Source organism: Nocardioides bizhenqiangii (assembly GCF_034661235.1).
Classification (GTDB): domain Bacteria; phylum Actinomycetota; class Actinomycetes; order Propionibacteriales; family Nocardioidaceae; genus Nocardioides; species Nocardioides bizhenqiangii.
The window spans coordinates 2682739-2707820 of record NZ_CP141059.1 but is presented as its reverse complement, the minus strand read 5'-3'; the positions used below and the strand labels follow the sequence as shown (position 1 = coordinate 2707820).

Below are 25082 nucleotides of genomic sequence, written 5' to 3'. Positions count from 1 at the left end.
TGCGCGCGACTTCGCAGGCTCAGTCGCGCGGCGCTACTCGACCTTCTCGCAGCAGTGACGCTGCGCTGCCGCGCAGCGTCACTCACTCGAACTACTGGTCGCCGCCGCCGAACATGATCTCGTCCCAGCTCGGGACCGAAGCCCGCCCGCGCTTCTTGGCCACCGGACGACGGTGGTGGGGAGCCTCGACCGGGGCGGTCTCGTCCGGCGCCGCCGCCGGGTCGGGCGCGACGTCCGCCGAGGTGTCCCGCAGCGGGTCGTCGTGGGTCGGGGGCGCCGCCTCGCCACCGACCAGGTCGAGCGCGTCGTCGCCGAGCGGCAGCTCGTCGGAGGAGATCGCGGCCAGGCGGCGCTGACGGGCCTGCTGGAGGTCGTCGAGCTGCTGGGCCTCGGTCATCTCGTCGACCAGGTCGCCGACCAGCCACCGGGCGTCGTCGTTGTCGGTGGTGACGTAGTTGCCAGGGACGTCGTAGGTGAACCGCGCCGTCCCCGACCGGTGTGCCGTCTCGAACGTGCCGGCGATCTCCCAGCGGCCGTCGTCGCGACGGAACGCGTCCCAGGAGATGTCGTCGGCCTTGGCCTGCTGGGTGGACAGGTGGGTGCTGACGGCGTCGCGGAGGAGCCGGGTGCCGGAGCCGGCGTCTCCGGTCGGTCGGCGCAGCGACGACTTCTGGGCGCGCTCCGCGACGTGCTCGCGCTCGCCCAGCACCGGTCCGACGAACGGCATGATCGCCTCGACCGTGGTCTGCGCCGCTGCGGCGACCTCCTCGGGCGTCTCTCCTGCTCGGATCCGGGTCTGGATCTCGCGGGGGCGGAGGGTGCTCGTCATCTGGATCTCCAACTGGCCGATGCGGGTGGTCTCACCGCGGAGCGCGGCACGCAGGGCGGGCGAGATCTCGAGGGTGAACTCCTCGCCCTGCCGACCCACCAGGAGGAGGCGCCGGCCGTCGGCGCTGACTCCTGCAAGATCGAGGTGCGCCATGCTCCGTCCTTCCGGACCCGTCGCCGGGCCCGCCGTGCTCCTGGGTGATGTACTCCGGTTGGGGCGAGACTACGCCCGGGAGCGGTCAGGATCCGGTTGCGTTTCCGGCGTGGCGATCTGTCGACTTTTCTGGGGCAACCGGGTGGCGAGAGCGGCCGCCAGCGCGAGCACGCCGCCGCCGAACGAGACCAGGTAGGCGGCCGACGCACCGGACTCCTCGATCACCACACCGGCGAGGGCCGCGCCGGGCGCCAGGCCGAGCGCGATGCCGGTCTGGAGGAGCATCATGCCCTCGGTGAGCCGGGCAGGTGGCAGCACCTGCTCGGCGAGGGACATGGCGGCGATGAGCGTCGGTGAGATCGCGAAGCCGCCGACCAGCAGCACCAACGCCATCAGCGGGACCGACGGCACGAGCACGAGCGGCGCCATCGCGGCCGCCATTCCGAGCGCGCCCCACCGCATGCGGACCAGCGGGCCCTGGCGCCAGGAGATCGCGCCGGAGATCAGGCCGGCGACGAGGCTGCCGAGCGCCCAGATCGCGAGCAGGAACCCAGCGGCGCCCTGCTGGCCCTCCTCCTCGGAGAACGCGACGGTGCTGACCTCGGCGGCGCCGAACAGGACGCCGAGCGCGAACGTCAGCACGCTGAGGGCGCCGACGGCGATCCAGGGCATCGCAGGTCGCTGGGTGCCGGCCGTGGGCGCGGGGTGGACCGGCGGCTCCGTGGAACGGAGGCCGGCGAAGACGAAGGTGCCGACGAGACCGAAGGCGAGCGCCGCGCCGAGGCCGGCGACGGGGTCCACGGCGGTGGCCAGCATCGTGACGATGATCGGACCGAGCAGGTACACGGCCTCGTCGGCGACCGCCTCGAACGAGAAGGCGGTGTGCAGTCCGCTCGGGTCGTCCTTGAGGCAGTGCGACCAGCGTGCTCGCACGCAGGTGCCGACCGACGGGAGTGCGGCGCCGGCGACGGCGGCGAGGACGTAGGTCGTCACGACCGGCCACTCCGCCTTCAGCGACAGCATCATGGCGGCCAGGCCGGCGCCCCAGAGGGTGATCAGCAGCGGCAGCACCCGGGACTGGCCGAGCCGGTCGAGCAGTCGGCCCTGGACCACAGCGAAGCCCGCCTGGGCGAGCAGCGCCGTGGCCGAGACGGCACCCGCGAAGGCGTAGGAGCCGGTCTCGTGCTCGGCGAGCAGGACGATGCCGAGGCCGACCATCGAGATCGGCAGCCGGGCGACCAGACCGGTGAGGCTGAAGAGGGAGGTGGCCGGCGTGAAGATGTGACGGTAGGGAGCGAGGGCACCAGAAAGCACGGCGGGCATGGCCCTCTGATCCTCCTCCCTACGATGGCCGGGTGACGAATCCCCGGACGCCGGTTCCGTACGACGCCCTGCTGCTCCTCAGCTTCGGAGGGCCGGAGGGGCCGGAGGACGTCGTGCCGTTCCTCGAGAACGTCACTCGCGGTCGCGACATTCCGCGGGATCGGCTCGCCGAGGTCGGGCAGCACTACTTCCTGTTCGGCGGCAGGTCGCCGATCAACGACCAGAACAAGGCGCTGATCGCGGCCCTCGAGGCCGACCTCGCCGCCGCGGGCATCGACCTCCCGGTCTACTGGGGCAATCGCAACTGGGAGCCCTACCTCGTCGACGCCGTGCGGCAGATGGCCGCCGACGGCAGGCGGCGCGTCGCCTGCGTGGCGACGAGCGGGTACTCGTCGTGGTCCAGCTGCCGGCAGTACCTCGACGACATCGAGGAGGCCGTGTCTGCCGTTCCCGACGCTCCGCGGATCGACAAGGTGCGCTGGTTCGCGTTCCATCCCGGGTTCGTCGCCGCCGTCGTGGACCGGACTCTCGAGGCGCTCGCGGCGCTTCCGTCCGCGCTCCAGGACGATGCCCGGCTGGTCTTCGTCACCCACTCGATCCCGACCGCCATGAACGACGAGAGCGGCCCCGACGGCGGCGCCTACCTGGCCCAGCACCTCGACGTCGCTGCTGCCGTCGCCGAGCGGGTGACGGCGATCACCGGTCACGCCCGCGGCCACGAGCTGACCTTCTGCTCCCGCAGCGGGTCACCCCGCACCCCGTGGCTGGAGCCCGACGTCAACGACCGGCTCGAGGAGCTCGCGGGCGAAGGCGTGGGGGCGGTCGTCCTCGTCCCGGTCGGGTTCGTCTCCGACCACATGGAGGTCATCTACGACCTCGACACCGAGGCGCTGGCCACGGCGGAGCGGGTGCGCATCGAGGCCCGCCGGGCCGGGACCGCGGGCGACGACCCGCGGTTCGTGGCGGCGCTTCGTGAGCTGGCGCTGGACCAGCCGATCGAGGCCTGCCCGGAGCACTGCTGCCTGCCGCGGACCCAGGCATGAGCGGCTCCCCCCAGGAGCTCGCGGAGCTCGCGCTGCCGGTCGCGCGCGAGGCCGCCGCGCTGATCCTCGAGCACGGCGCCCGAGGCGTGGATGTCGAGGCCACCAAGTCCAGCGACGTGGACGTCGTCACCCTCGCCGACCGGGCGGCCGAGGAGCTGATCCGGTCCCGGCTGCTCGCCGCCCGGCCCGACGACTCGGTGCTCGGCGAGGAGGGCGACGACGTGACCGGGTCCACCGGCGTGCGCTGGATCGTCGACCCGATCGACGGAACCGTGAACTTCCTCTACGGGCTGCCGGAGTTCTCGGTCTCGATCGCGGCCGAGGTCGACGGCGACGTCGTCGCCGGCGTGGTCCTGGACGCGGCCAAGGACCGGGCGTACGTCGGCTACGTCGACCCCGCCCTGCCCGGCGGCGGCTCCGCGACCCGGGACGGCCGGGCGTTGGCCGTCCGCGGCCCGGCCCCGGTCGGCCAGCGGCTGATCGCGACCGGCTTCTCCTACAGCGCCGAGAAGCGCGCCGTCCAGGCCGCTGCGGTGGCCCGGATGCTGCCGTTCGTGCGCGACATCCGACGGCACGGCTCGTGTGCGCTCGAGCTCTCGCACGTGGCCGAGGGCGCCCTCGACGGGTACGTCGAGGAGGGTGTGAACCTGTGGGACTACGCCGCCGGCGGACTCATCGCGCGGCTCGCCGGCGCGCGGCTCGTGGTGCTGCCCGGCGCCGGCGGCACCGACCTGGTCGTGTGTGGCCCGGATCACGGGTTCGACGAGCTCGTCGACCTCGCCGTGAAGGCGGGCTTCACCAGGGAATAGCCTGCGTTCCCGCGCTGTTCCGACGACTCGCATGGACCCGAGGTATCGCTGGGCCTCGGGATAGTGCACAATCTGCCGCGCCGATCAGAACATCGCAGGTCCCGGGGCAGGGAGGACCGACCGACGGCGACCGAGGAGGAGGCAGCGTCATGGCGACCGATTACGACGCACCGCGCAAGAACGAGGACGAGCAGTCCGAAGAGAGCATCGAAGAGCTCAAGGCGCGCCGCCACGACAAGAACTCCGGCAAGGTCGACGAGGACGAGGCCGAGGCCGCGGAGTCGTTCGAGCTGCCCGGCGCCGACCTCTCCCACGAGGAGCTGGCCGTCGAGGTGAAGCCCAAGCAGGAGGACGAGTTCACCTGCATGAGCTGCTTCCTGGTGCACCACCGCTCACAGCTGGCCGACTCCAAGAAGATGATCTGCCGCGACTGTGCTTGAGGTCTCGATACGGCCTCGCGCAGAGCGCTCGGCCTACTCGACCAACGAACGACCTTCGTTGGTCGAGTAGTCCGAGCCGCTAGGCGAGGGCGTATCGAGACCCCTACTCCCCGTCCTTCCGCAGCGGCGGGGGCAGCTTGCCGGTCGATTTGACGTAGTAGCTCGCGGCGCGGCGCTGGGCGTACATCCTGGCCAGCGACACGGCGGCGCCGGTGACCGCGGCCCACGCCACGGCCTCCCAGAGGTCGATGTCGGGGTCGGCGGGGTTCTCCGGCGGCTTCTTGCCGGTGCTGACCTGCCAGGACTTGTCGATGCCCTTCCGGGTGGCCGCGGCGGCGCCGAGCGCCGCTGCCAGCGAGAAGATCGACCACACCTTGGAACCGTCGCCCTTTGCCATGGGTCGAGCCTATCGAGTCCCTATCGGGAGCGGGGAAGGGCGGTCAGGGCGTCCGCCAGCGCCTCGGGGTGGCGGGAGCTGACCAGCCAGTACGGCGTCGGGTCGGCCGGGTCGACGACCTCGACCTTGACCGCCCGGTGCAGGTACGGGCGCAGCAACAGATAGGCGCGCGCGTCGGCGTCGCGACCGGCGACGAGGCGGGTCTGCTCGGCGTCGAGGGCCGCGACCTCGCCGACGTGCTCGGCCTCGATCCGGGCCCGGCCGGCCTGGAACCAGCCGTCGCGCACGATCACCCGGGCGTCGCCGTACCAGAAGAGCGCGAGCGCCAGCAGCGCCAGCGCGACGCCCGTCACCACCCACGCGGTCGGCCCCGGGACGGCGACCACGACGGTCAGCCACAGGGTGGCGACCAGCATGGTGCCCTGCGCCCACCAACGCAGCGGTACGGCGAGACGCTCGTCGTACTCCGGGACCCTGGCCACGGGAGGAAGGATCCCATCCGGGCCCGGATGGCGCCTCTATAGGGTCGGTGCGTGCCCCACGACCCCGACCGCCCGGCCGACCTGGAGATCCCGGTCGCGCTGCTGACCCCCGACCTGCCGCTCCCGTCCTACGCCCACCCGGGCGACGCCGGTGCCGACCTGGTGACCACCGTCGACGTCGTGCTCGCACCTGGTGAGCGGATGCTGGTGCCCACCGGCGTCGCCATCGCGCTGCCCGACGGCTACGTCGCCCTGGTGCACCCGCGGAGCGGTCTCGCCGCGCGGCACGGGCTGTCCATCGTCAACACCCCGGGCACGATCGACGCCGGCTACCGCGGAGAGATCAAGGTGCTGCTCATCAACCACGACCCGGTCGAGCCGATCGTCCTCAGCCGGGGCGACCGGATCGCGCAGCTCGTCGTCCAGCGGTTCGAGCGAGCCCGGTTCGTCGCCGTCGAGGACCTTCCCGAGAGTGTGCGTGGCACCGGCGGCTACGGTTCTACTGGAGGCTTCGGCCCTCCGAGTCAGCAGGTGAAGGAGAGCAGCCAGTGAGGTTCCGTCGCAAGCCCGACGCGACCGATCTCGACACCCCGTCGGATGCGGGTGTCGACGAGATCGTGGACGACGCCGTCGATGCCCGGCCCGATGCCGGGCCGGCTGGTCCCTGCGACGCCGACGACCTCCCGGACGACGACGTCAAGCGGGTCGACCTCGGCGCGCTCCTGGTCGCCCCGGCGGACGGCCGTGAGCTGCGGGTCCAGGTCGACGAGAAGTCCGGCAACGTCCGGTCGGTGATCCTCGCGGCCAAGGACGGCGCGGTCGAGCTGCGTGCCTACGCGGCTCCGCGCAACGGCGACCTGTGGAGCGAGGTGCGCCCGCAGATCGCGGCCGACGCGGCGCGTCGCGGTGGCACCGCGACCGAGAACGACGGTCCGTTCGGCACCGAGCTCCACTGCGAGGTCCAGGTCAAGACGGCCGACGGGAAGGTCGGCAGCCAGACGTCGCGCGTGGTCGGGTTCAACGGACCGCGGTGGATGCTGCGGGCGACCTTCCTCGGCCGACCGGCGCGCGATCCCGAAGCCCTCGTCGAGTGGAGCACCGCGCTGAGCGGCGTCGCCGTACGCCGCGGCGCCCAGGCGATGCCGGTCGGCGAGCAGCTGCCGCTGAACCTCCCCGAGGACGTCCGTCAGGCGCAGGCCGACCAGGCGGCCGCGGCGGCAACCTCGGACGAGCAGCCGGGAGCCTGAGGCGCGCACGTGGCGACCAAGAGCCGGTTCCGGCGCACGATCAGCCGGTGGGCCAACCCCGCCGAGGCCGAGGCGCGCGACCTCCGGCGGACCTTCGCCGGCAGCGGCGTGGTCACGATCGCGGACGCTCCGAGCCGCACACCCGTCCAGCTGCGCGGCACCCTGCGCACGGTGACGCTGCGTCCGCGCGGCGGCGTCCCGGCCCTCGAGGCCGAGCTGTACGACGGGACCGAGACCCTCACTCTGATCTGGCTCGGCCGCCGGCGGATCGCCGGCATCGGGCCGGGTCGTGCCGTCGAGGTCTCGGGCCGGATCGGCGAGCACGACGGACAGCGGGTGCTCTACAACCCTCGCTACGAGCTCCTGTGAGCCAGGAGGAGCGGGCGGTGGTGAAGCCCGGGACCGACGATGAGGACCACTCGCTCACGACCGAGGCCGCCAAGAAGATCGGCGTCGACACCGTCGAGGCGCTCGTCCGGCACCAGCTCTCGGCGTCCCTCGGCGGCAAGCGCGGCATGCTGGAGGCTGCGATCCCCGGGATCGTGTTCAGTGCGATCTGGTTGCCGACGAAGGAGCTCGAGGCCGCCCTGATCGCGAGCCTCGCGGTCGCCGGGCTGGCGCTCGTCGTACGCCTCCTGCAGAGGAGCTCGACCCAGTACGTCTTCAACGCCATCTTCGGGATCGGCATCGGCTGGGTGTTCGTGCGGTGGGCCGAGTCGTCCGGAGGCTCGGAGTCCGACCAGGCCCTGGCGTTCTTCCTGCCGGGGATCCTGCTCAGCCTCGGCTACACCGTGGTCTTCGGCACCTCCTGCCTGATCGGCTGGCCGGTCCTCGGCTTCATGCTCGGCGCGGCCACCGAGGACCCGATCGGCTGGCACAAGAACAAGCAGGTCGTGAAGCTCTGCAGCCGGCTCACCTGGGTGATGCTGATCCCCGGCGCGATCGGGGTGCTCGGCCAGGGACCGATCTGGCTGCTCGGCCACTACGACACGATCGACGCCGACGTCGCGGTCGTGATCATCCTCGTGCTCCGCACCGGCCTCGGCTGGGCGCTCAGGATCGGCTCGTGGACGCTGATGATCTGGCTGCTGGCCCGGAACGCGACTCCGATAGAGGAGCCGACAGGGGACGCCGCGGAGGACGCTGCGGAGTCCTAGCCCGGGTGCTTCGCCGGGGCGAGGAGGTGCTCGAGTGCGTCTTCGGCCTCCGCCGGTACGACGAACAGCAGCTCGTCGCCCGCCTCCACCGGCTGCTCGGGCGTGGGCACGTAGACCTGGCCGTCGCGGAGGATGGTGACCAGGGCGCAGTTCTCCGGAAGCGGGATCAGTCCCGACGACTTGCCGACGTACGGCGAGTCGGGGGGCAGGGTCATCTCGACCAGGTTGGCGTTGCCCTGGCGGAACGTGAACAGCCGGACCAGGTCGCCGACGGTGACTGCCTCCTCGACGAGCGCGGACATGATCCGCGGGGTCGAGACGTTGACGTCGACGCCCCAGGCCTCGGTGAAGAGCCACTCGTTGTTGGGGTGGTTGACCCGGCCGACGGTGCGCGGCACGCCGAACTCGGTCTTGGCGAGCAGGGAGGTGACCAGGTTGACCTTGTCGTCGCCGGTCGCGGCGATGACCACGTCGCACTTGTCGAGCCGGGCCTCCTCGAGAGACGACAGCTCGCAGCTGTCGGCGAGCAGCCACTCCGCGTCCGGGACCCGTTCGGGGTGGATTGCCGAGGGCGACTTGTCGATGAGCAGCACCTCGTGGCCGTTCTCGATCAGCTCGACGGCGATCGATCGACCCACAGCACCGGCACCGGCGATGGCGACTCGCATGTCAGGTCCTCCTCAGTCCACGTGGCCGGGGCCGGCTTCGAGCACGTCGTAGGCATGGCCGGCGTTCTCCTCGCGCACGACGACGTGCAGCAGGTCGCCCTCCTGGACGACGCTGTCGCGGGTGGGCAGCATGCCCTCGCCGAGCCGGTCGATCCACGCCACCCGGGCGCGCGCCTGCTCCTGGAACGCGCCAACAGAGGAGCCCACCCACTTCTCGGGCACGCTCATGTGGTCCATCCGGACGGTGCCCGACGGGTCGCGGAAGTCGGGCTCGGCGCCTGCCGGCAGCAGCCGGCGCAGCACCTGGTCGGCCGTCCACTTGACGGTGGCGACCGTGGTGATGCCGAGGCGCTGGTAGACCTCGGCGCGACCGGGGTCGTAGATCCGGGCGACGACCTGCTGGATGCCGAACGTCTCGCGCGCGACCCGTGCCGCGATGATGTTGGAGTTGTCGCCGCTGGAGACTGCCGCGAAGGCGTCCGCGCGCCGGATGCCGGCCTTCTCCAGCACCTGCTGGTCGAAGCCGATCCCGGCGATCTTGTCGCCGTTGAAGCCGGGTCCGAGCCGGCGGAACGAGTCCGGCTCGCTGTCGATCACTGCCACGGTGTGGTTGCGGTCCTCCAGGCTGCGGGCGAGCGTCGAACCGACGCGGCCGCAGCCCATGATCACGACGTGCACATCTGAACGCTATAGCAGCGGTGGCCACGAGGGGTGCTCAGGCGCCCAACGCCCTGGCGACGAGAACCTGACGGCTCGGCGCGCCAGTCTTGGCGAGGAGCGCCTTGAGGTGGTCCTCGGCCGTCGTCCGGGCGATGACGAGCAGATCGGCGATCTCGCGGGAGTCGAGCCCGTGCACCGCGAGGCCGAGCACCTCGGTCTCGCGCGGTGACAGGCCGTGGACCCTGGCGAACAGGTCGGTGCGTTCGTCGACGGTCGACGGAGCGATGGCGACCGCGATGTCGTCGCCGAGCCGCGCGGCTCGCACGGTGACCCACCGGTTGCCGCCGAGGTGGACCCGGGCGGACGGTTCGGTCGACCAGCGTCCGGCCTCCACGGCGACCAGGGCAGCGCCCGCGTTGTAGGCGGCGGCAGGGATCGGCGGCATCGGCTCGTCGGGTGGCAGCAGCCGGAGCAGTGCGGCGGCAGCGGAGTCGGTCTGGCCGCGTACCCGCAGGTCCAGGTCGAGCACGACGACGCCCGGCTCGACCTGCGCGAGACCATCCTCCCCGGCGCGGAAGGTGCGCGCGGCGGCCGACCGCAGGCCATGGTTGATCGCCGGGGCGAGCCGTTCGAGGAGGGCGAGGTCGCGGGCGTCGTACGCCCCGCCCGCGCGCCACAGCTCGAGGAAGCCCCAACGGCCGTACCGGTCCGCGAAGTCGACGAACAGGGTGTCGGTGACGCCGAGGTGCGCGAGCCACGCGTGCCACGCCGGCCGGTCGTCGGCGAAGTGGAGGTAGCGGTGGCGCAACAGGTCGGGCAGCTCGTCCCAGGGCAGCATCGGGACGGTCGCGTGCGGAGAGCTGCCGACGCCGGTGACCGGGTCGGTCAGCGCGAACACGTGCCCGTCGAACGGCAGCCGCCCGGCCAGGAGCGCTATCAACCGCTCCCGGAGCAGGCGGTCGGAGAGGTCCTGGGAGCAGATGGCCTCCACGCGGACGAGAAGGTCCACGCCGTCAGGGTAGGACCCCGGACCGGGCCGGAGAGATCCCCGACGTCGGGGATGTCGGCGCGCATCGCCGGCCATCACCCTGAACGCATGACCACCTTGCACATCGACAACACAGTCCACGACTACGACAGATGGAAGGAGGCCTTCGACCGCTACGAGGCCTTCAGGAAGGAGCGCGGGGTCCGGTCCTACCGGATCGCGCGCGACGCCGCCGATCCGCAGCGGGTCTTCGTCGACCTCGACTTCGACGACGCCGCCACGGCCGACGAGTTCCGTGGCGCACTGGAGAAGATCTGGGCGACGCCGCTCTCGCAGCAGCAGATGATCCGGCACGGCGACCCGATGCTGCTCGACGTGGTGGTGCGCCAGACGCTCTGAGCGAGTGCCTATGCCTCAGCGCATGACTTCCTAGCCCGCGCCTCCTGCGCGGCGTTTCCGCCTCGATCTGGCTGCGGTGGCGTCGCTCGACGTGCGATCCAGCATGGCAGCGCTCGGCCGCCTTGCCAGATCGGCCGGAAACACCGCTCGCGACGACGCTGACTAGGAAGGCATGCCCTAACGTGTCGCCCGTGGGTGTCGGCGACGTCTCGAAGCGGATTCTGCTCGGGCGCAAGCTCAGGAGCGCTCAGCTGGGGGAGACTCTGCTTCCCAAGCGGATCGCGCTTCCGGTGTTCGCGAGCGACGCCCTCTCGTCCGTGGCCTACGCCCCGGACGAGGTGTTCATCATGCTGGCCATCGCCGGCGCCTCGGCGTACGTGTGGTCGTGGAAGATCGCGATCGCCGTCGCGCTGGTGATGGCCGCCGTGATCGCGTCGTACCGCCAGACGGTGCACGCCTACCCGTCCGGTGGCGGCGACTACGAGGTCGCCACCGTCAACCTGGGCCGGACGGCGGGCACCACGGTCGCGAGCGCGCTGCTCATCGACTACGTGCTGACCGTCGCGGTGTCGATCTCGTCGGGCGCGCAGTACGCCGCGGCGGCGATCCCGGCGTTCCTCGACCACGAGGTGATCGTCGCGGTCGCGATGGTCGTGCTGCTGACGGCGATGAACCTGCGCGGCATCCGGGAGTCGGGCAGCTTCTTCGCGGTCCCGACCTACCTGTTCATGTTCGCGATCCTCGGCATGTGCCTCTACGGGTTCATCCAGATGGCGACCGGGACGCTGCCGGACGTCGAGAGCGCCGACCTCGAGATCGCGCCCGACGAGGGCTGGGACCAGCCGCTCACGACCATCGGACTTCTCTTCCTGCTGGCCCGGGCGTTCTCCTCCGGGTGCGCGGCGCTGACCGGTGTCGAGGCGATCTCCAACGGGGTGCCGGCGTTCCAGCGGCCGAAGAGCAAGAACGCGGCGACCACGCTGCTGCTGCTCGGCACGATCGCGATCACGATGATGGTGAGCGTCATCGTGCTGGCCAGGCAGATGGCCATCAGGTACGTCGATCCGCACGACATCGACAAGCTGACCCGGGACGGCCAGCCGCTCCCCGACGACTACGACCAGCACACGGTGATCGCCCAGATCGCGCGCGCGGTCTTCATCGACTTCAGCCCCGGGTTCTACTTCGTCGTCACCGTCACCGGCGTGATCCTGGTGCTCGCCGCGAACACCGCGTTCAACGGCTTCCCGGTGCTCGGCTCGATCCTCGCCCAGGACGGCTACGCGCCGCGCGCCCTGGGTGCCCGCGGCGACCGGCTCGCCTACAGCAACGGCATCGTCTTCCTCGCCGTGATGGCGATTGCGTTCATCGTCGCGTTCGAGGCGGAGACCACGAAGCTGATCCAGCTCTACATCGTCGGTGTGTTCGTGTCGTTCAACCTCAGCCAGCTCGGGATGATCCGGCACTGGACGAGAGCGCTCGCCACCGAGCGCGACCCCGCCGAGCGGCGGCGGATGTTCAACTCCCGGATCATCAACACGATCGGGCTGACCTTCACCGCGGTCGTGCTTGTCGTCGTCCTGATCACGAAGTTCCTCGCCGGTGCCTGGATCACGATCCTGGCGATGGCCTTCTTCTTCTTCGTCATGCGGAAGATCAAGGGCCACTACAACTCCGTTGAGCTCGAGCTCGCCGCCGACGAGACCGACAAGGCGCTGCCGACCCGGGTGCACGCGATCGTGCTCGTCTCCAAGCTGCACAAGCCGACCCTGCGCGCGCTCGCGTTCGCGAAGGCGACCCGCCCCAACTCGCTCGAGGGCGTCTACGTCTCCATCGACAACGCCGAGACCGCGCGGCTGCTGGAGGAGTGGGACGACCGCAACACCGGCGTCCCGCTCAAGGTCCTCCACTCGCCCTACCGCGAGGTGGTCAAGCCGATCGTCGAGTACGCCACCGCGATCCGGGGCGCCAACCCGCGGTCTGTGGTGGCCGTCTACATCCCGGAGTACGTCGTCGGCCGGTGGTGGGAGCAGCTGCTCCACAACCAGACCGCGCTGCGGCTCAAGGGCCGGCTGCTGTTCACGCCAGGGGTGATGGTCACCTCGGTGCCCTACCAGCTCCGGTCCTCTCAGATCCTGCGGGACCGCGAGGAGCGCGAAGACGCCCGGGTCCGCCCCGGAGACGTACGCCGGGGGCAGACCGAGGGCACGGACCGGCAGGTCCAGTGAGCCCGCCGCGCCGCCCGCGGGTCCGGCAGCAGCGCGGGCGGTCCCGGGTCGGTGAGCGGTTCGAGGCCGAGGTGGGCCCGATCGCGCACGGCGGGCACTGCGTCGTACGCCTCCCGCTTGACGACGGTGACCGGGTGGTCTTCGTGCGGCACGCGGTGCCCGGCGAGCGGGTCGTCGTCGAGATCACGGAGGGCTCCGACGGGGACCGGTTCTGGCGGGGCGACGCCGTGGAGGTGCTCGAGGCGTCGACCGACCGGGTCGTCGCGCCGTGCCCGTACGCCGGGCCCGGTCTCTGCGGCGGCTGCGACTTCCAGCACGTCTCCTTGCCCGCACAGCGCGCGCTGAAGGCGGAGGTGGTCTGCGAGCAGCTGCGGCGGCTCGCGCGACTCGACGTCGACGTCGACGTCGCGGTCGAACCGGTGCCGGGGGACCGCGACGGACTCGGCTGGCGGACCCGGCAGCGCTACGTCGCGCTCCCGGGCGGTCGGCGGGGCATGCGCAAGCACCGGTCGCACGACGTGGTCCCGGTGGAGCGCTGCCTGATCGAAGCCGCGGAGGGACCGCGGTACGAGGTTCGGGACGCGTCGTTCGCGGTCGCCGCCGGTGGCTTCTGGCAGGTGCATCCCGGCGCGCCGGAGACGCTGGTCGCCGCCGTCCTCGATGCGCTCGATCCGCAGCCGGGGGAGTCGGCGCTGGACCTCTACGCCGGGGTCGGGCTGTTCAGCCGGTTCCTCCTCGACGCGGTCGGGCCGGACGGCCGGGTCCGCGCGGTCGAGGGGGACGCGGCCGCCGTCCGCCTCGCCCTCCGCAACTGCCCCGGCCTGCGGGCGACCGCCGGGGAGGTCGGAGCGGTGCTGACGACGGAGTACGACGAACCGTTCGACCTCGTCGTCCTCGACCCGCCACGGGTCGGCGCCAAGCGGAAGGTCGTCGAGCAGGTCGTGGACCGCCGCCCCCGCGCGGTCGCCTACGTCGCCTGCGACCCCGCCGCGCTCGCCCGCGACGTCGCGATCTTCGCCGAGCACGGCTACGGGTTGACGAGCCTCCGCGCGTTCGACCTGTTCCCGATGACGCACCACGTCGAGTGCGTGGCGCTGCTGGAGCCGCGGGGGCGCCCGACTCAGCGCACGACGTCGTAGATCAGCTTCTGCACGCCGTTGCCGTAGGACTGGCTCTCGGCGAGGGACAGCTTGTGCTTGGCGGTCGAGGTGTCGTCCCACAGGCGCTTGCCCGAACCGAGGACGATCGGGAACACCAGCAGGTGGTAGCGGTCGACCAGGTCGGCAGCGGCGAGCGAGTGCGCCAGCCGGGAGCTGGCGTGGACCGAGATCGGTCCGCCCTCGGTCTCCTTGACCGCGGCCACGTCGTCCATGGACCGGAGGATCGTGATCTCGCCCCAGTTGTCGACGAGCTCGTCCTCTTGGAGGGTGGTGGACACGACGTACTTGGGCATGGCGTTGTACCGCGGGAACTCGGTGGTCATGGACGGCCAGACCGGCGCGAACAGGTCGTAGCTGGCCCGGCCGAGCATCAGTGCGCCCGCCTCCTCCTGCTCCTGGGTCTTCATCTCGTAGACCTCGGGCAGGGGCGTGACGTCCTTGAACGACCAGCCGGCGTGAGGGTGTCCCTCGTCGCCGCCCGGCGAGTCGATGACGCCGTCGAGGGTGATGAACTCGGTGACGTACAGGGTGCGCATCTGATCTCCTTGGATGAGTGGGTGGATTTACCTCACCACGAACGGGGTGGCCGGGAAACGACACGCACCCGCAGAAAAAGTCGAGGATCCGTCGGCGGCCGGTCGCCGAGTACGACGAGGGCTCAGCGGCGCGCGGCGTAGATCCGGCGTACGACGTCCTCGATGTCGGGCTCCTCGACGGCCAGGTCGAGCACCTCGGCATGCTCGCTGACCGCGGCGAGCACCTTGGCTGCCGTGGTGGCCTCGGCGTTGAACGACAGCCGCTGGCGCAGGCCGTGGCCCTCGGATCCGAGGTGGCGGGTGCCCGCGATGGCGTCGAGGTCGTCGGTGGCCTCTGCGAGGTCGACGACCAGCACCCGCTCGGCGCCGACGGTCCTGGAGAGGCCGGCGAGGTCGCCGTCGTAGGCCAGCCGGCCGCGGTCGATGACGAGGATCCGGTCGCAGAGCCGCTCGACGTCGCCCATGTCGTGGGTGGTGAGCAACAGGGTGGTGCCGTGGGTCCGGCGCTCCGCGACGAGGAACTCGCGCAGCCGCTGCTTGGAGAGCACGTCGAGCCCGATCGTCGGCTCGTCCAGGATCACCAGGCGGGGGGAGTGGAGCAGCGCTGCGGCGACCTCGGCCCGCATCCGCTGCCCGAGCGACAGCTGTCGCACCGGGGTCGTCAGGAACTCCGCCATCTCGAGCCGCTCGACCAGCTCATCGGTCCGCGCCCTCTCGGCCTCCGAGGAGAGGTCGTGGATCGCCGCGAGGATCCGGAACGACTCGCGCACCGGGAGGTCCCACCACAGCTGCGAGCGCTGTCCGAACACCACGCCGACCTGGCGGGCGAGCCGCCGGCGGTCCTCCACGGGCCGCAGCCCGCAGGTCGACACCGAGCCGCGCGTCGGGACCAGGATCCCGGTCAGCATCTTGATCGTCGTCGACTTCCCGGCACCGTTCGCGCCGATGTAGCCGACCGCCTCCCCGGGTTCGATCCGCAGCGTGAGGTCGTCGACGGCGAGGACGGTGCGGCGTCGCAGCCCGTCCCTGACCCGGAACTCCCGGGTCAGGCCGCTGGTCTCGATGATCGAGGTCCTGTCAGTGGGGTCGATCATCCGCCGCCTCCTTGGTAGTGCCGTACGCCGAGGCGCCAGCTGGCGAGTGCCAGCAACCAGGTCCACGCTGCGGCCAGGGGCGCGCACCAGCCCAGCCAGTCGGGCAGGCCGTACGGCGGCGCGATGCCGAGCAGCCACAACGCCGGGAGGAACCCGGTGAAGGCCATGGGGAAGAAGAAACCGAAGACCGCCCACAGCGGCCGGTTCCAGACCGAGGCCGGCTGGGTCGCCGCGTAGCGACCGCCGTACACGAAGGCATTGGTGGTCTCGGCTCCGTCGACGAGGAAGAACTGCGCGCCGCCCGCCCAGACGAACATCCCGGCGAAGACGGCGTAGCCGCTCACGACGGCCACGACCAGCAGCAGCACGTGCGCCGGGCTCCAGGCGATGTCGTTGAGGGCGAGGCCGGCGACCAGCGCCACGAGCCCGACCGCGGCGCGGGCGAGCCGGCGCAGGGAGATGTCGCTGGTGACCAGTTGGAGCAGCAGCGGCTGCGGCCGGAGGTAGAAGACGTCCAACGTGCCAGCGCGGAGGTACGTCGGCAGGTTGTCGCAGTGCCCGAACGTCATGTCGGCCAGGGAGAAGCACAGGTCGGCGAGACCGAACACCAGCAGGATCTGGGCGAAGTCGAGGCCGCCGAGCGACGTCACGCTGTGGAAGAGGACCCAGATCTCGGCGAGCTCGACGACCCCGATCAGTGCCGAGCTGGCGAGGTCCAGCCCGAAGCTGACCCGGTAGGCGCGCTGCGACCGGGCCCGCGATGCGAGCACCGCCCGGTAGGGGCGGAGCCGTGAGAGGGCGGGGTCCTTCCCGACCAGGTCGCCTGCCAGCAGGTCAGCCACCCTGCACCTCCAGATGACGGCGGCCGGCGCGGGTCAGGACCTGTCCGAGTGCGCCGACGCCGGCCAGCCAGGCGACCTGCACGGCGATCAGCAGCAGCCCCTCGATGGTGTCGGCTCGGCCGGAGATGATGTCGACGGGGTACATCATCATCGACGGGAACGGCGTCGCCTGGGCGACGACCTCCAGCCACGTCGGGAAGATCCAGATGGGGACGAACAGTCCCGCCAGGAAGCCCGAGACGACCATGTAGAGGATCTGGAGCCCCCGGGTCTCGACCACCCAGAAGCCGGGAGTCGCGACCACGAGGTAGACCGTCGCTGCCGAGATCGCGATGCCGAGCACGATGCTGACCGCGCCGAGGAGGTAGGCCAGGGGGTCGTCGGGCAGCGCCATTCCGACCACCAGCCCGCCGATCAGCACCGACGGGATGCCGCGGGGGATCAGGTTGAAGAGGGACCTGCCGACCTCGGTCGTGATCGCTGCCGCCTGGACGTCGAGCGGCCGGAGGAAGTCGACGGCGACGTCCCCGTCCTTGATCCGGTCGGCGATGTCGATGCGCCCGAACAGGTTGACCGAGCCGAGCAGGCCCTGCGAGACCCAGATGTAGGTGCTCATCAGCGCAACGTCGTAGCCCTCCAGCTCGCCGCCGGCCGCGCGGACCGTCGCGAAGAGGATCGCCACCTTGAGCAGGCCGAAGGTCGTGTTGGCGACCAGGCCGCCGAACGCCGCCATGAGGTAGGCCGACTGCCGCCGGAAGCCGGCGACGAGGATGCGCCAGTAGACCCGGACCCCCGATGGAACAGCACGCATGAGGACAGCAACGTACTACTGCCGCGGTGCTCGAAGCCGTCCGCCGAGGCGCGTCGCGCGTGGGTCTTTCCGCGCTTCGCGCGGGTTGGGTTTGGTGGGTCGTCGCCTGGTGGGTGTGGCGGGCGCGGCCGGTTGGGGGCGGTGCGGGGCGTGGGCCCCGACGGACTGCAAACCGTGGCCTGCCGGCCTGACCCACACCTCGGGCCGGATGGCCCCTGGCATGGGAAAGCCGGATGAGGTTCCTGCGACAGGGGCGATCAGCACAAGCCGGCAGGCCCCGACTTGCCCGCCGGGCCCCACGCCCCGCACCGCACGAAGGCGGCCGCGCCCGCCACACCCACGGCTCGAGGCGCGGGGTGGATGAGGTTCACCCATGTCCTCCGGGTCGGCGCCTTGGGAGGGACGGACCCACCACGGGGTTCGGTCGTCCTCTCCCACACGAGCGGCCGGTCCGACACAGGGAAACCCATCCACCCCGACCGACCTGAGCCGTGGGAGTGGCGGGCGGTGCGGTGGCCGGTGCGGGGCGGGACCCCGGGCGGGCAAGTCGGGGCCTGCCGGCCTCTCTTCGAGTCGACCAGGGCCAGCATCGTCCGCCCTGTCGCAGGAAGCTCATCCGGCTTTCCCATGACATGGGACATCCAGCCCGTGTCGCATCCGGGCCGGCAGGCCACGGTTTGCAGCCCGCTCGGGGTCTCGCCCCGAACCGGAGGCCACCGCACCGCCCGCCACACCCAACCAGGCGACAACCCACCAACCCACCCGCGCGAAGCGCGGAAAACCCGGCGCGTAGCGCCGGGAACGACCGGCCCCGCACAGATCTGCCTCGGCGCCGGCTCCGTGGGCTCGATGTTGCCTTCAAGTCGGCTTGAAGTCCTAGGGTCTCAACATGAGCATGGAGTCGATCGCGTGGAACCAGATGTACCGGCGGATGAGCGCGCCGGACGACCGGCGCGCCTTCAGCGCCGCGACCGCTCGCAGGATCCTCGAGTTCGCGCGGCCGCACCGCCGCAAGCTGGTCGGGTTCCTGGTCCTCAGCGTGGCCGGCGCCGCGCTCGCGGTGGCGACGCCGGTCCTGGCCGGCCGGGTGGTCGACGCGATCGTCGCCAAGTCCGAGCCGCGGGTCGTGGTGCTGCTGGCGCTGGTGATCGCCGGCGTCGCCGTGCTCGACGCGGCCATGGGCCTGGTCACGCGGTGGCTCTCGGCGGGCATCGGTGAGGCGCTGATCCTCGACCTGCGGACGGCCGTGTTCGACCACGTGCAGCGGATGCCTGTCGCGTTCTTCACCCGGACCCGGACCGGTGCGCTGGTCAGTCGCCTCAACAACGACGTGATCGGCGCCCAGCGGGCTTTCAGCAGCACGCTGTCGGGGGTCGTCGGGAACCTCGTGATGCTGGTCCTCACCCTCGTGGTGATGCTCGGCATCTCCTGGCGGGTGACGCTCCTGGCCCTGGTACTGCTCCCCGTCTTCGTCGTCCCCGCGCGCCGGATGGGCAACCGGCTCGCCGGCATCCAGCGCGAGGCAGCCGATCACAACGCAGCCATGGGCAGTCAGATGACCGAGCGCTTCTCCGCCCCGGGAGCGACGCTGGTCAAGCTGTTCGGCCGGCCGGACCAGGAGTCCGCGGAGTTCGCAGCGCGGGCCGGGCGGGTGGCGGACATCGGCGTCCGGACCGCGATGGTGCAGACGACCTTCGTGACGGCTCTCACCCTGGTGTCCGCCCTCGCGGTGGCGCTGGTCTACGGCCTCGGCGGCTACTACGCCCTGAGCGGCCGGCTCGACGCCGGTGACGTGGTCGCTCTCTCGCTGCTGCTGACCCGGCTCTACGCGCCGCTCACCGCCCTCGCCAGCGCACGGGTCGAGGTGATGGCGGCGCTGGTGAGCTTCGAGCGGGTCTTCGAGGTGCTCGACCTCGAGCCGCTGATCCGGGACCGGCCCGGTGCGCGGGACGTGCCCGCGGGACCGGTGTCGGTGCAGATCGACGACGTGCGCTTCTCCTACCCCTCGGCGGACCGGGTCTCGCTCGCGTCGCTGGAGGACGTGGCGACGCTCGACGCTCGCGGCGGTGAGGAGGTGCTGCACGGGGTGTCGCTGCGGGCGGAGCCCGGCCAGGTGATCGCGCTCGTCGGCTCGTCGGGCGCCGGGAAGTCCACGATCGCGCAGCTGGTGTCGCGGCTCTACGACGTCGACGCGGGCGCCGTACGCCTCGCCGACGTCGACGTCCGGGACCTCTCCGCGACGGCGATCCGCGACGCGGTCGGCATGGTGACCCAGGACGGGCACCTCTTCCACGACTCGATCCGCGGCAACCTGTTGTTCGCGCGGCCGGACGCGACGGAGGAGCAGGTGTGGGACGCGCTGGAGCGGGCCCGTCTCGCCGACCTGGTGCGGGAGCTGCCCGACGGGCTCGCCACGGTCGTCGGGGAGCGGGGCTACCGGCTCTCCGGGGGCGAGCGGCAGCGGCTGACCATCGCCCGGCTGCTGCTGAAGCGGCCGCGGGTCGTCGTCCTCGACGAGGCGACGGCCTCCCTCGACTCCACCTCCGAGGCCGCGGTGCAGGCGGCGCTCTCCGAGGTGCTCGCCGGACGGACGGCACTCGTCATCGCGCACCGGCTCTCCACGATCCGCACCGCCGACCGGATCCTGGTGGTCGAGGAGGGTCAGATCGTCGAGCAGGGCACCCATGCCGAGCTGCTGGCTGCCGGTGGTCGCTACGAGGAGCTCTACCGCACCCAGTTCGCGGAGACCGGCGACGGGGTGCCGGTCTGATTGATCCGGTCGGGCGTCAGTCGACCTGGACGAACCCGCTGCGGTAGGCCGCGACGACCAGCTGCACCCGGTCGCGCACGCCGACCTTGGCGATCAGCCGGGCGACGTGACACTTCACCGTGGCGGGGGAGATGAACAGCGTCCTGCCGATCTCGACGGTCGACTGGCCCGCGGCCAGCAGACGGAGGACGTCTTTCTCCCGCCGGGAAAGGCGGCCGGTCCACCCGGCCGTCGCCAGCGCCGGCGGGGGAGCCTCGGCGTACGCCGGCCCGACCACCTGGAGGTGGCGGTACGCCGCCGCGGATGCGGTGTCGCGTTGCGCCTCGCTCATTGCCCACTCCTCGGTTTCCGCCCCCCACGGTCGTAGCCGGCCCACTGGTACGGAGCCTGAGCCTGTGGCGAGGCTAGGGAGGCGGCCTCGCGTGTGTACGGGAGGTCGAGGAAGGTGAGACGGTTCTGAGACCGCTCGTCAGGACGACAGCCGGGCCAGGCTCTCGTACGCGGGAGCCAGCGCCGCGGTCAGCCGCCCGTACCAGTGCGCGGCGTCGTCACCGAGCGCGGCGGCGGCGTCGCGCGTGAGGTTGAGGCGGTGTCCACCCAGCCACGGACCCAGGATCGGGTGCTTGCGCCAGACCCCTTCGCTGCGGATCCCGCCGAGGAGCATCTGCAGTGAGCCGAGCGGGGTCTCGTAGAGCGGGATCGGCCTGCAGAGCGCGTTCTTCTCCTCGACCGTGATGTCGAGGGCCTCGACCCGCGCGATCGCCGCGCTGCTCAGCGGGATGTTCGTCCTGGTGATGAACTGGACCGTGATCCGGTCGGACGCGAAGATCGGCACCGCCGGGTTGTAGGTCAGTCCCGACGCGGCGCAGTGGACGTGGACTTGCTCGGGCGAGGTCGGAACGGTGCCCTCATCAAGGGTGATCCGGTTGAGCTCGATGCTCCGCACATGACCCAGCCGCACGACGTTGCGGATGCTGCGCAGCTGCGCGATCTCGACATCGCTGATCGTGGGACCACGGAACACGGTGGGCCAGACCTCGACGTCGAGACGCCTGATGACGCCCCGGCTCTCCACCTGGGCGAACACCTCGTCGACGGTCCCGCAGGCAGCCAGCGCTTCGAGCCAGTGCACCGTGCCTTCCACGATCCCGCCCGAGAGCCGACCGGGCTGGAGGTACGCGCGGTTGTTGAACCACATGTCACGGCTGCGGATCCACGTGATCGAGGCGGGGTCACATCCCCGGTCGAGCAGCCACGAGCAGGTGTCGGAGGCGGTCTTGCCCGCGCCGATGACGACGACGCCGCGGCCGAGGTCGCCGAGTGCGGCCAGGCCACCGGGGGTGACCAGCCGCACGCCGTCCTCGACCTGGAACGGCGCAGGGGAGCTCTCCGGGGTCGGCGAGCTCGTGTAGGTGGCGTCCACGATCGCCCGCCGCGCGTGTACGTCGTGCTCCCGGCCGTCCTCGAGGGATCGGATCCTCCCGTCGCCGAGGTGCTCGGCGAGGCCGAGGAACCGCACCCTCCCCGACGAGAGCAGCCGGTCACGCATCACCCCGGCGAAGTAGTCGACGATCTGTGACCCCGACGCCCGTGAGTACCACCCGGTCTCCGGCCCGGTCTGCTCGATCCGGTCCTCGCCGAGGCTGACCGCGCCCACGCCGTACCAGCCGGACGGTTGGTGCAGCCGGACGAACGGATAGGCCTCCAGCCAGTGGCCGCCGGGGGCGGCTCTCCGGTCGACGACGACGATGTCGGCGTCGGAGGAGTCGAGGAGGCTGTCGGCGAATCCCATCCCGGCGGCGCCGGCGCCCACCACGAGGTAGTCGGTCTCGAGCTCCACGCTTGCCTCCTTGCCGCCCGCGGAGGGGCACGTCCTGAAGTTTGACGGAGACCGGGAGCCGGCGGCGGGAGAATCAGCCACCCCGCGCTCGGCGGCGTGCGTCGCCGGCGGTGGCAAAGCGGCTCGGTGTCGTGTATCTTGATATCAAGAGACATTGACGATGCGATGCCGGAAAACTTAGGACAGCCTCACTACCCGCTCCGCCGCTGGCAGCGGCAGGATGGGAAGGCAGACCTACCGACCGGAAGTCGACGAGGACGGAGACGCGGATGGCCAGCAAGGACAGCTTCGGCGCCAAGGGCACCCTGGACGTGGACGGGAGGTCCTACGAGATCTTCCGCCTCGATGCGGTGACCGGGGAGGGGCTCGACCAGGCCTCGCTGCCGTTCTCGCTGAAGGTGCTCCTGGAGAACCTGCTCCGCACCGAGGACGGTGCGGACATCACCGCCGAGGACATCAAGGCGCTGGCCGGCTGGGACGAGACCGCCGAGCCGGACAAGGAGATCCAGTTCACCCCGGCCCGGGTGATCATGCAGGACTTCACCGGTGTGCCGTGCGTGGTCGACCTCGCCACCATGCGCGAGGCGATGGCCGAGCTCGGTGGCGACGCGACGAAGATCAACCCGCTCGCCCCGGCCGAGATGGTCATCGACCACTCGGTGATCGCCGACGTCTTCGGCACGCCCGAGGCCTTCCAGCGCAACGTCGAGATCGAGTACGAGCGCAACCGCGAGCGCTACCAGTTCCTCCGCTGGGGCCAGACCGCGTTCTCCGACTTCAAGGTCGTCCCGCCGGGCACCGGCATCGTGCACCAGGTCAACATCGAGCACCTGGCCCGCGTCGCCTTCACCCGCGAGGTCGACGGGGTCGTCCAGGCCTACCCCGACACCTGCGTGGGCACCGACTCGCACACCACGATGGTCAACGGCATCGGCGTCGTCGGCTGGGGAGTCGGCGGCATCGAGGCCGAGGCCGCGATGCTCGGTCAGCCGGTGTCGATGCTGATCCCGCGCGTCGTCGGCTTCAAGCTCAACGGCGACCTGCCCGAGGGCGCCACCGCCACCGACCTGGTGCTCACCATCACCGAGATGCTGCGCAAGCACGGCGTCGTCGGCAAGTTCGTCGAGTTCTACGGCCCTGGCGTCTCGGTGCTGCCGCTCGCGAACCGCGCGACCATCGGCAACATGTCCCCGGAGTTCGGCTCCACGATCGCGGTCTTCCCGATCGACGAGCAGACCGTGGACTACCTCCGGATGACCGGTCGCAGCGACGAGCAGCTGGCGCTGGTGGAGGCGTATGCCAAGGAGCAGGGCCTCTGGCACGACCCCGACGCCGAGCCGCGGTTCTCCGAGAAGCTCGAGCTCGACCTGGCTACCGTCGTGCCGTCGCTCGCGGGACCGAAGCGGCCCCAGGACCGGGTGTCGCTGTCGGACGCCAAGGAGGCGTTCCGCTCGGCGCTGGCCGACTACGCCGACGACGGCGCGCCCGAGGGCGGATCGGACAAGCCGGGCGTGCCCTCGCAGGAGACGCCCGACGAGGCCGAGGCATCGAAGGTCGACGAGGCCTCCGACGAGTCCTTCCCGTCCAGCGACGCTCCCGCTCACTCCGAGGGCGGCAATGGCAAGGGCACCCCGGACGACTGGCACGACCACGCGACCGGCGCGGGCGCCGGCCGCCCGTCGAACCCCGCATCGGTCACCCTCGCGGACGGCACCGAGTTCGAGATCGACCACGGTGCGGTCACGATCGCAGCGATCACCTCGTGCACCAACACCTCCAACCCCTCGGTCATGATCGGCGCGGCCCTGCTGGCCAAGAAGGCCGTCGAGAAGGGCCTCCAGCGCAAGCCGTGGGTGAAGACCACGCTCGCGCCCGGCTCCAAGGTGGTCTCCGACTACTACGAGAAGTCCGGCCTGACGCCCTACCTCGACAAGCTCGGGTTCAACCTGGTCGGCTACGGCTGCACGACCTGCATCGGCAACTCCGGCCCGCTGATCCCCGAGGTCTCCGCGGCCGTCCAGGAGAACGACCTCGCCGTCGTGTCCGTGCTGTCCGGCAACCGCAACTTCGAGGGCCGGATCAACCCCGACGTCAAGATGAACTACCTGGCTTCCCCGCCGCTCGTCGTGGCCTACGCGCTGGCCGGGTCGATGGACGTGGACCTGTTCGAGGACCCGCTGGGACAGGACTCCGACGGCAACGACGTCTACATGAAGGACGTCTGGCCCACCGCCAAGGAGATCGAGGACGTGATCGCCCAGGCGATCAGCTCCGACATGTTCGGCTCGAGCTACGAGGACGTCTTCGCCGGTGACGAGCAGTGGAAGTCGCTGCCCACCCCCGAGGGCGACACGTTCGCCTGGGACGAGGACTCGACCTACGTGCGCCGGCCGCCGTACTTCGACGGCATGCCGGACGAGCCGACCCCGGTCACCGACATCGACGGCGCCCGGGTGCTCCTCAAGCTCGGCGACTCGGTGACCACCGATCACATCAGCCCGGCCGGCGCGATCAAGAAGGACTCGCCCGCGGGCAAGTACCTCACCGAGCACGGCGTCGAGTCACGCGACTTCAACTCCTACGGGTCGCGTCGCGGCAACCACGAGGTCATGATCCGCGGCACCTTCGCCAACATCCGCCTCCGCAACCAGATCGCGCCCGGGACTGAAGGTGGTTTCACCCGCGACTTCACCCATGCGGACGCCCCGGTGAGCACCGTCTACGACGCCTCGGTCAACTACCAGGAGGCGGGCATCCCGCTGGTGGTCCTGGCCGGCAAGGAGTACGGCTCGGGGTCGTCGCGGGACTGGGCGGCCAAGGGCACCTCGCTCCTCGGTGTCAAGGCGGTCATCGCGGAGTCCTACGAGCGGATCCACCGCTCAAACCTGATCGGCATGGGCGTCATCCCGCTGCAGTTCCCCGAGGGCGAGAACGCCGAGTCCCTGGGGCTGACCGGTGAGGAGACGTTCTCGATCACCGGCATCGCCGAGCTCAACGACGGCGACACGCCCCGGACGGTCAAGGTCAAGGCCGGCCAGGACGACGGGAACAGTGTCGAGTTCGACGCCGTGGTCCGGATCGACACCCCCGGCGAGGCCAACTACTACCGCAACGGCGGCATCATGCAGTACGTCCTGCGCAACTTGCGACGCAGCTAGTCCGTCCGGTCCGATGGCCCGTCACCCGGTGTGGTGGCGGGCCACCGG

At 71.0% G+C, this 25082-nt stretch carries 25 protein-coding genes; 12 read left to right on the top strand and 13 right to left on the bottom strand.

Annotation, left to right across the window (positions count from 1 at the left end):
• Positions 1–91: 91 nt before the first annotated feature.
• Positions 92–982, bottom strand: coding sequence for a septation protein SepH (gene sepH / locus SHK19_RS13190; protein ID WP_322936495.1), 891 nt, complete (start codon positions 980–982; stop codon positions 92–94).
• 69 nt (positions 983–1051) lie between these two features.
• Positions 1052–2305 (bottom strand): MFS transporter, encoded by a 1254-nt coding sequence (locus SHK19_RS13185; protein ID WP_322455417.1) that lies wholly within the window; start codon positions 2303–2305, stop codon positions 1052–1054.
• Between the two features lie 32 nt (positions 2306–2337).
• On the opposite strand from SHK19_RS13185, the gene SHK19_RS13180 reads away from it, so the two are divergent.
• The 3 genes from SHK19_RS13180 to SHK19_RS13170 all read left to right on the top strand — a co-directional run bounded on the left by SHK19_RS13180 (position 2338) and on the right by SHK19_RS13170 (position 4597).
• Positions 2338–3348: a ferrochelatase gene (locus SHK19_RS13180; RefSeq protein WP_322936494.1), complete on the top strand. Its 1011-nt coding sequence runs from the start codon at positions 2338–2340 to the stop codon at positions 3346–3348.
• Positions 3345–4157: an inositol monophosphatase family protein gene (locus tag SHK19_RS13175; protein WP_322455415.1), complete on the top strand. Its 813-nt coding sequence runs from the start codon at positions 3345–3347 to the stop codon at positions 4155–4157. The genes SHK19_RS13180 and SHK19_RS13175 overlap by 4 nt, the downstream gene beginning before the upstream one ends.
• Positions 4158–4306: 149 nt before the next feature.
• Entirely contained in the window at positions 4307–4597 is a 291-nt protein-coding gene (locus tag SHK19_RS13170) for a DUF4193 domain-containing protein (protein WP_109692743.1), read from the top strand.
• Positions 4598–4700: 103 nt separating this feature from the next.
• Here the strand turns inward: SHK19_RS13170 and SHK19_RS13165 are convergent, their stop codons facing one another.
• Positions 4701–4994 (bottom strand): DUF4235 domain-containing protein, encoded by a 294-nt coding sequence (locus tag SHK19_RS13165; RefSeq protein WP_322936491.1) that lies wholly within the window; start codon positions 4992–4994, stop codon positions 4701–4703.
• Between the two features lie 20 nt (positions 4995–5014).
• On the bottom strand, positions 5015–5476 hold the full coding sequence (locus SHK19_RS13160) for a DUF3093 domain-containing protein (protein WP_322455413.1): 462 nt from the start codon (positions 5474–5476) through the stop codon (positions 5015–5017).
• A gap of 81 nt (positions 5477–5557) precedes the next feature.
• Between SHK19_RS13160 and dut the strand changes: the two genes are divergently transcribed.
• From dut to SHK19_RS13140, 4 genes are read left to right on the top strand one after another with little or no spacing between them, the layout of a single operon-like run.
• Positions 5558–6028, top strand: coding sequence for a dUTP diphosphatase (gene dut, locus SHK19_RS13155; protein WP_438862036.1), 471 nt, complete (start codon positions 5558–5560; stop codon positions 6026–6028).
• Positions 6025–6723, top strand: coding sequence for a DUF3710 domain-containing protein (locus tag SHK19_RS13150; protein ID WP_322455411.1), 699 nt, complete (start codon positions 6025–6027; stop codon positions 6721–6723). The genes dut and SHK19_RS13150 overlap by 4 nt, the downstream gene beginning before the upstream one ends.
• A gap of 9 nt (positions 6724–6732) precedes the next feature.
• Positions 6733–7092, top strand: coding sequence for an OB-fold nucleic acid binding domain-containing protein (locus SHK19_RS13145; protein ID WP_322455410.1), 360 nt, complete (start codon positions 6733–6735; stop codon positions 7090–7092).
• Complete coding sequence (locus tag SHK19_RS13140; RefSeq protein WP_322455409.1) at positions 7089–7880, top strand: DUF3159 domain-containing protein; 792 nt, start codon at positions 7089–7091, stop codon at positions 7878–7880. Before SHK19_RS13145 ends, SHK19_RS13140 begins: the two co-directional genes overlap by 4 nt.
• Here SHK19_RS13140 and SHK19_RS13135 read toward each other — a convergent pair.
• From SHK19_RS13135 to SHK19_RS13125, 3 genes are read right to left on the bottom strand one after another with little or no spacing between them, the layout of a single operon-like run.
• Positions 7877–8548: a potassium channel family protein gene (locus SHK19_RS13135; RefSeq protein WP_322455408.1), complete on the bottom strand. Its 672-nt coding sequence runs from the start codon at positions 8546–8548 to the stop codon at positions 7877–7879. The genes SHK19_RS13140 and SHK19_RS13135 overlap by 4 nt on opposite strands.
• A 12-nt stretch (positions 8549–8560) precedes the next feature.
• Positions 8561–9211, bottom strand: a complete 651-nt coding sequence (locus SHK19_RS13130; protein ID WP_405030502.1) for a potassium channel family protein — start codon at positions 9209–9211, stop codon at positions 8561–8563.
• A gap of 52 nt (positions 9212–9263) precedes the next feature.
• On the bottom strand, positions 9264–10217 hold the full coding sequence (locus SHK19_RS13125) for a helix-turn-helix transcriptional regulator (RefSeq protein ID WP_322936489.1): 954 nt from the start codon (positions 10215–10217) through the stop codon (positions 9264–9266).
• Between the two features lie 87 nt (positions 10218–10304).
• On the opposite strand from SHK19_RS13125, the gene SHK19_RS13120 reads away from it, so the two are divergent.
• The 3 genes from SHK19_RS13120 (at position 10305) to SHK19_RS13110 (ending at position 13962) form a co-directional block, all read left to right on the top strand.
• A complete protein-coding gene (locus tag SHK19_RS13120) occupies positions 10305–10595 on the top strand; it encodes a hypothetical protein (protein WP_322455405.1) in 291 nt (96 codons plus the stop codon).
• Between the two features lie 191 nt (positions 10596–10786).
• A complete protein-coding gene (locus SHK19_RS13115) occupies positions 10787–12823 on the top strand; it encodes an APC family permease (RefSeq protein ID WP_322455404.1) in 2037 nt (678 codons plus the stop codon).
• On the top strand, positions 12820–13962 hold the full coding sequence (locus SHK19_RS13110; RefSeq protein WP_322936488.1) for a class I SAM-dependent RNA methyltransferase: 1143 nt from the start codon (positions 12820–12822) through the stop codon (positions 13960–13962). Before SHK19_RS13115 ends, SHK19_RS13110 begins: the two co-directional genes overlap by 4 nt.
• On the opposite strand, the gene SHK19_RS13105 is transcribed toward SHK19_RS13110, so the two are convergent.
• The 4 genes from SHK19_RS13105 to SHK19_RS13090 form a co-directional block, all read right to left on the bottom strand.
• A complete protein-coding gene (locus SHK19_RS13105; RefSeq protein ID WP_322936487.1) occupies positions 13944–14519 on the bottom strand; it encodes a dihydrofolate reductase family protein in 576 nt (191 codons plus the stop codon). The two genes, SHK19_RS13110 and SHK19_RS13105, sit on opposite strands and share 19 nt — an antisense overlap.
• 122 nt (positions 14520–14641) lie before the next feature.
• The gene (locus SHK19_RS13100) at positions 14642–15613 is read right to left on the bottom strand and encodes an ABC transporter ATP-binding protein (protein WP_322936486.1); all 972 of its coding nucleotides are present in this window, start codon (positions 15611–15613) and stop codon (positions 14642–14644) included.
• Positions 15610–16455 (bottom strand): ABC transporter permease, encoded by an 846-nt coding sequence (locus tag SHK19_RS13095; RefSeq protein WP_322455400.1) that lies wholly within the window; start codon positions 16453–16455, stop codon positions 15610–15612. The genes SHK19_RS13100 and SHK19_RS13095 overlap by 4 nt, the downstream gene beginning before the upstream one ends.
• Entirely contained in the window at positions 16448–17266 is an 819-nt protein-coding gene (locus tag SHK19_RS13090; RefSeq protein WP_322455399.1) for an ABC transporter permease, read from the bottom strand. Before SHK19_RS13090 ends, SHK19_RS13095 begins: the two co-directional genes overlap by 8 nt.
• A gap of 889 nt (positions 17267–18155) precedes the next feature.
• Here SHK19_RS13090 and SHK19_RS13085 point away from each other — a divergent pair.
• The gene (locus tag SHK19_RS13085) at positions 18156–20036 is read left to right on the top strand and encodes an ABC transporter ATP-binding protein (RefSeq protein WP_322936485.1); all 1881 of its coding nucleotides are present in this window, start codon (positions 18156–18158) and stop codon (positions 20034–20036) included.
• 16 nt (positions 20037–20052) lie between these two features.
• On the opposite strand, the gene SHK19_RS13080 is transcribed toward SHK19_RS13085, so the two are convergent.
• Entirely contained in the window at positions 20053–20367 is a 315-nt protein-coding gene (locus SHK19_RS13080) for a helix-turn-helix domain-containing protein (RefSeq protein WP_322455397.1), read from the bottom strand.
• Positions 20368–20505: 138 nt separating this feature from the next.
• Positions 20506–21876, bottom strand: a complete 1371-nt coding sequence (locus tag SHK19_RS13075) for an NAD(P)-binding protein (RefSeq protein ID WP_322936484.1) — start codon at positions 21874–21876, stop codon at positions 20506–20508.
• Between the two features lie 269 nt (positions 21877–22145).
• Between SHK19_RS13075 and SHK19_RS13070 the strand changes: the two genes are divergently transcribed.
• Positions 22146–25034 (top strand): aconitate hydratase, encoded by a 2889-nt coding sequence (locus tag SHK19_RS13070; protein ID WP_322936483.1) that lies wholly within the window; start codon positions 22146–22148, stop codon positions 25032–25034.
• Positions 25035–25082 lie beyond the last annotated feature (48 nt).

Bases quoted from the DNA above. Each gene is read 5' to 3' on its own strand.
- sepH (WP_322936495.1), bottom strand. From the start codon at position 982: ATGGCGCACCTCGATCTTGCAGGAGTCAGCGCCGACGGCCGGCGCCTC.
- SHK19_RS13185 (WP_322455417.1), bottom strand. From the start codon at position 2,305: ATGCCCGCCGTGCTTTCTGGTGCCCTCGCTCCCTACCGTCACATCTTC.
- SHK19_RS13175 (WP_322455415.1), top strand. From the start codon at position 3,345: ATGAGCGGCTCCCCCCAGGAGCTCGCGGAGCTCGCGCTGCCGGTCGCG.
- SHK19_RS13170 (WP_109692743.1), top strand. From the start codon at position 4,307: ATGGCGACCGATTACGACGCACCGCGCAAGAACGAGGACGAGCAGTCC.
- SHK19_RS13165 (WP_322936491.1), bottom strand. From the start codon at position 4,994: ATGGCAAAGGGCGACGGTTCCAAGGTGTGGTCGATCTTCTCGCTGGCA.
- SHK19_RS13135 (WP_322455408.1), bottom strand. From the start codon at position 8,548: ATGCGAGTCGCCATCGCCGGTGCCGGTGCTGTGGGTCGATCGATCGCC.
- SHK19_RS13130 (WP_405030502.1), bottom strand. From the start codon at position 9,211: ATGGGCTGCGGCCGCGTCGGTTCGACGCTCGCCCGCAGCCTGGAGGAC.
- SHK19_RS13120 (WP_322455405.1), top strand. From the start codon at position 10,305: ATGACCACCTTGCACATCGACAACACAGTCCACGACTACGACAGATGG.
- SHK19_RS13105 (WP_322936487.1), bottom strand. From the start codon at position 14,519: ATGCGCACCCTGTACGTCACCGAGTTCATCACCCTCGACGGCGTCATC.
- SHK19_RS13100 (WP_322936486.1), bottom strand. From the start codon at position 15,613: ATGATCGACCCCACTGACAGGACCTCGATCATCGAGACCAGCGGCCTG.
- SHK19_RS13090 (WP_322455399.1), bottom strand. From the start codon at position 17,266: ATGCGTGCTGTTCCATCGGGGGTCCGGGTCTACTGGCGCATCCTCGTC.
- SHK19_RS13085 (WP_322936485.1), top strand. From the start codon at position 18,156: ATGAGCATGGAGTCGATCGCGTGGAACCAGATGTACCGGCGGATGAGC.
- SHK19_RS13080 (WP_322455397.1), bottom strand. From the start codon at position 20,367: ATGAGCGAGGCGCAACGCGACACCGCATCCGCGGCGGCGTACCGCCAC.
- SHK19_RS13070 (WP_322936483.1), top strand. From the start codon at position 22,146: ATGGCCAGCAAGGACAGCTTCGGCGCCAAGGGCACCCTGGACGTGGAC.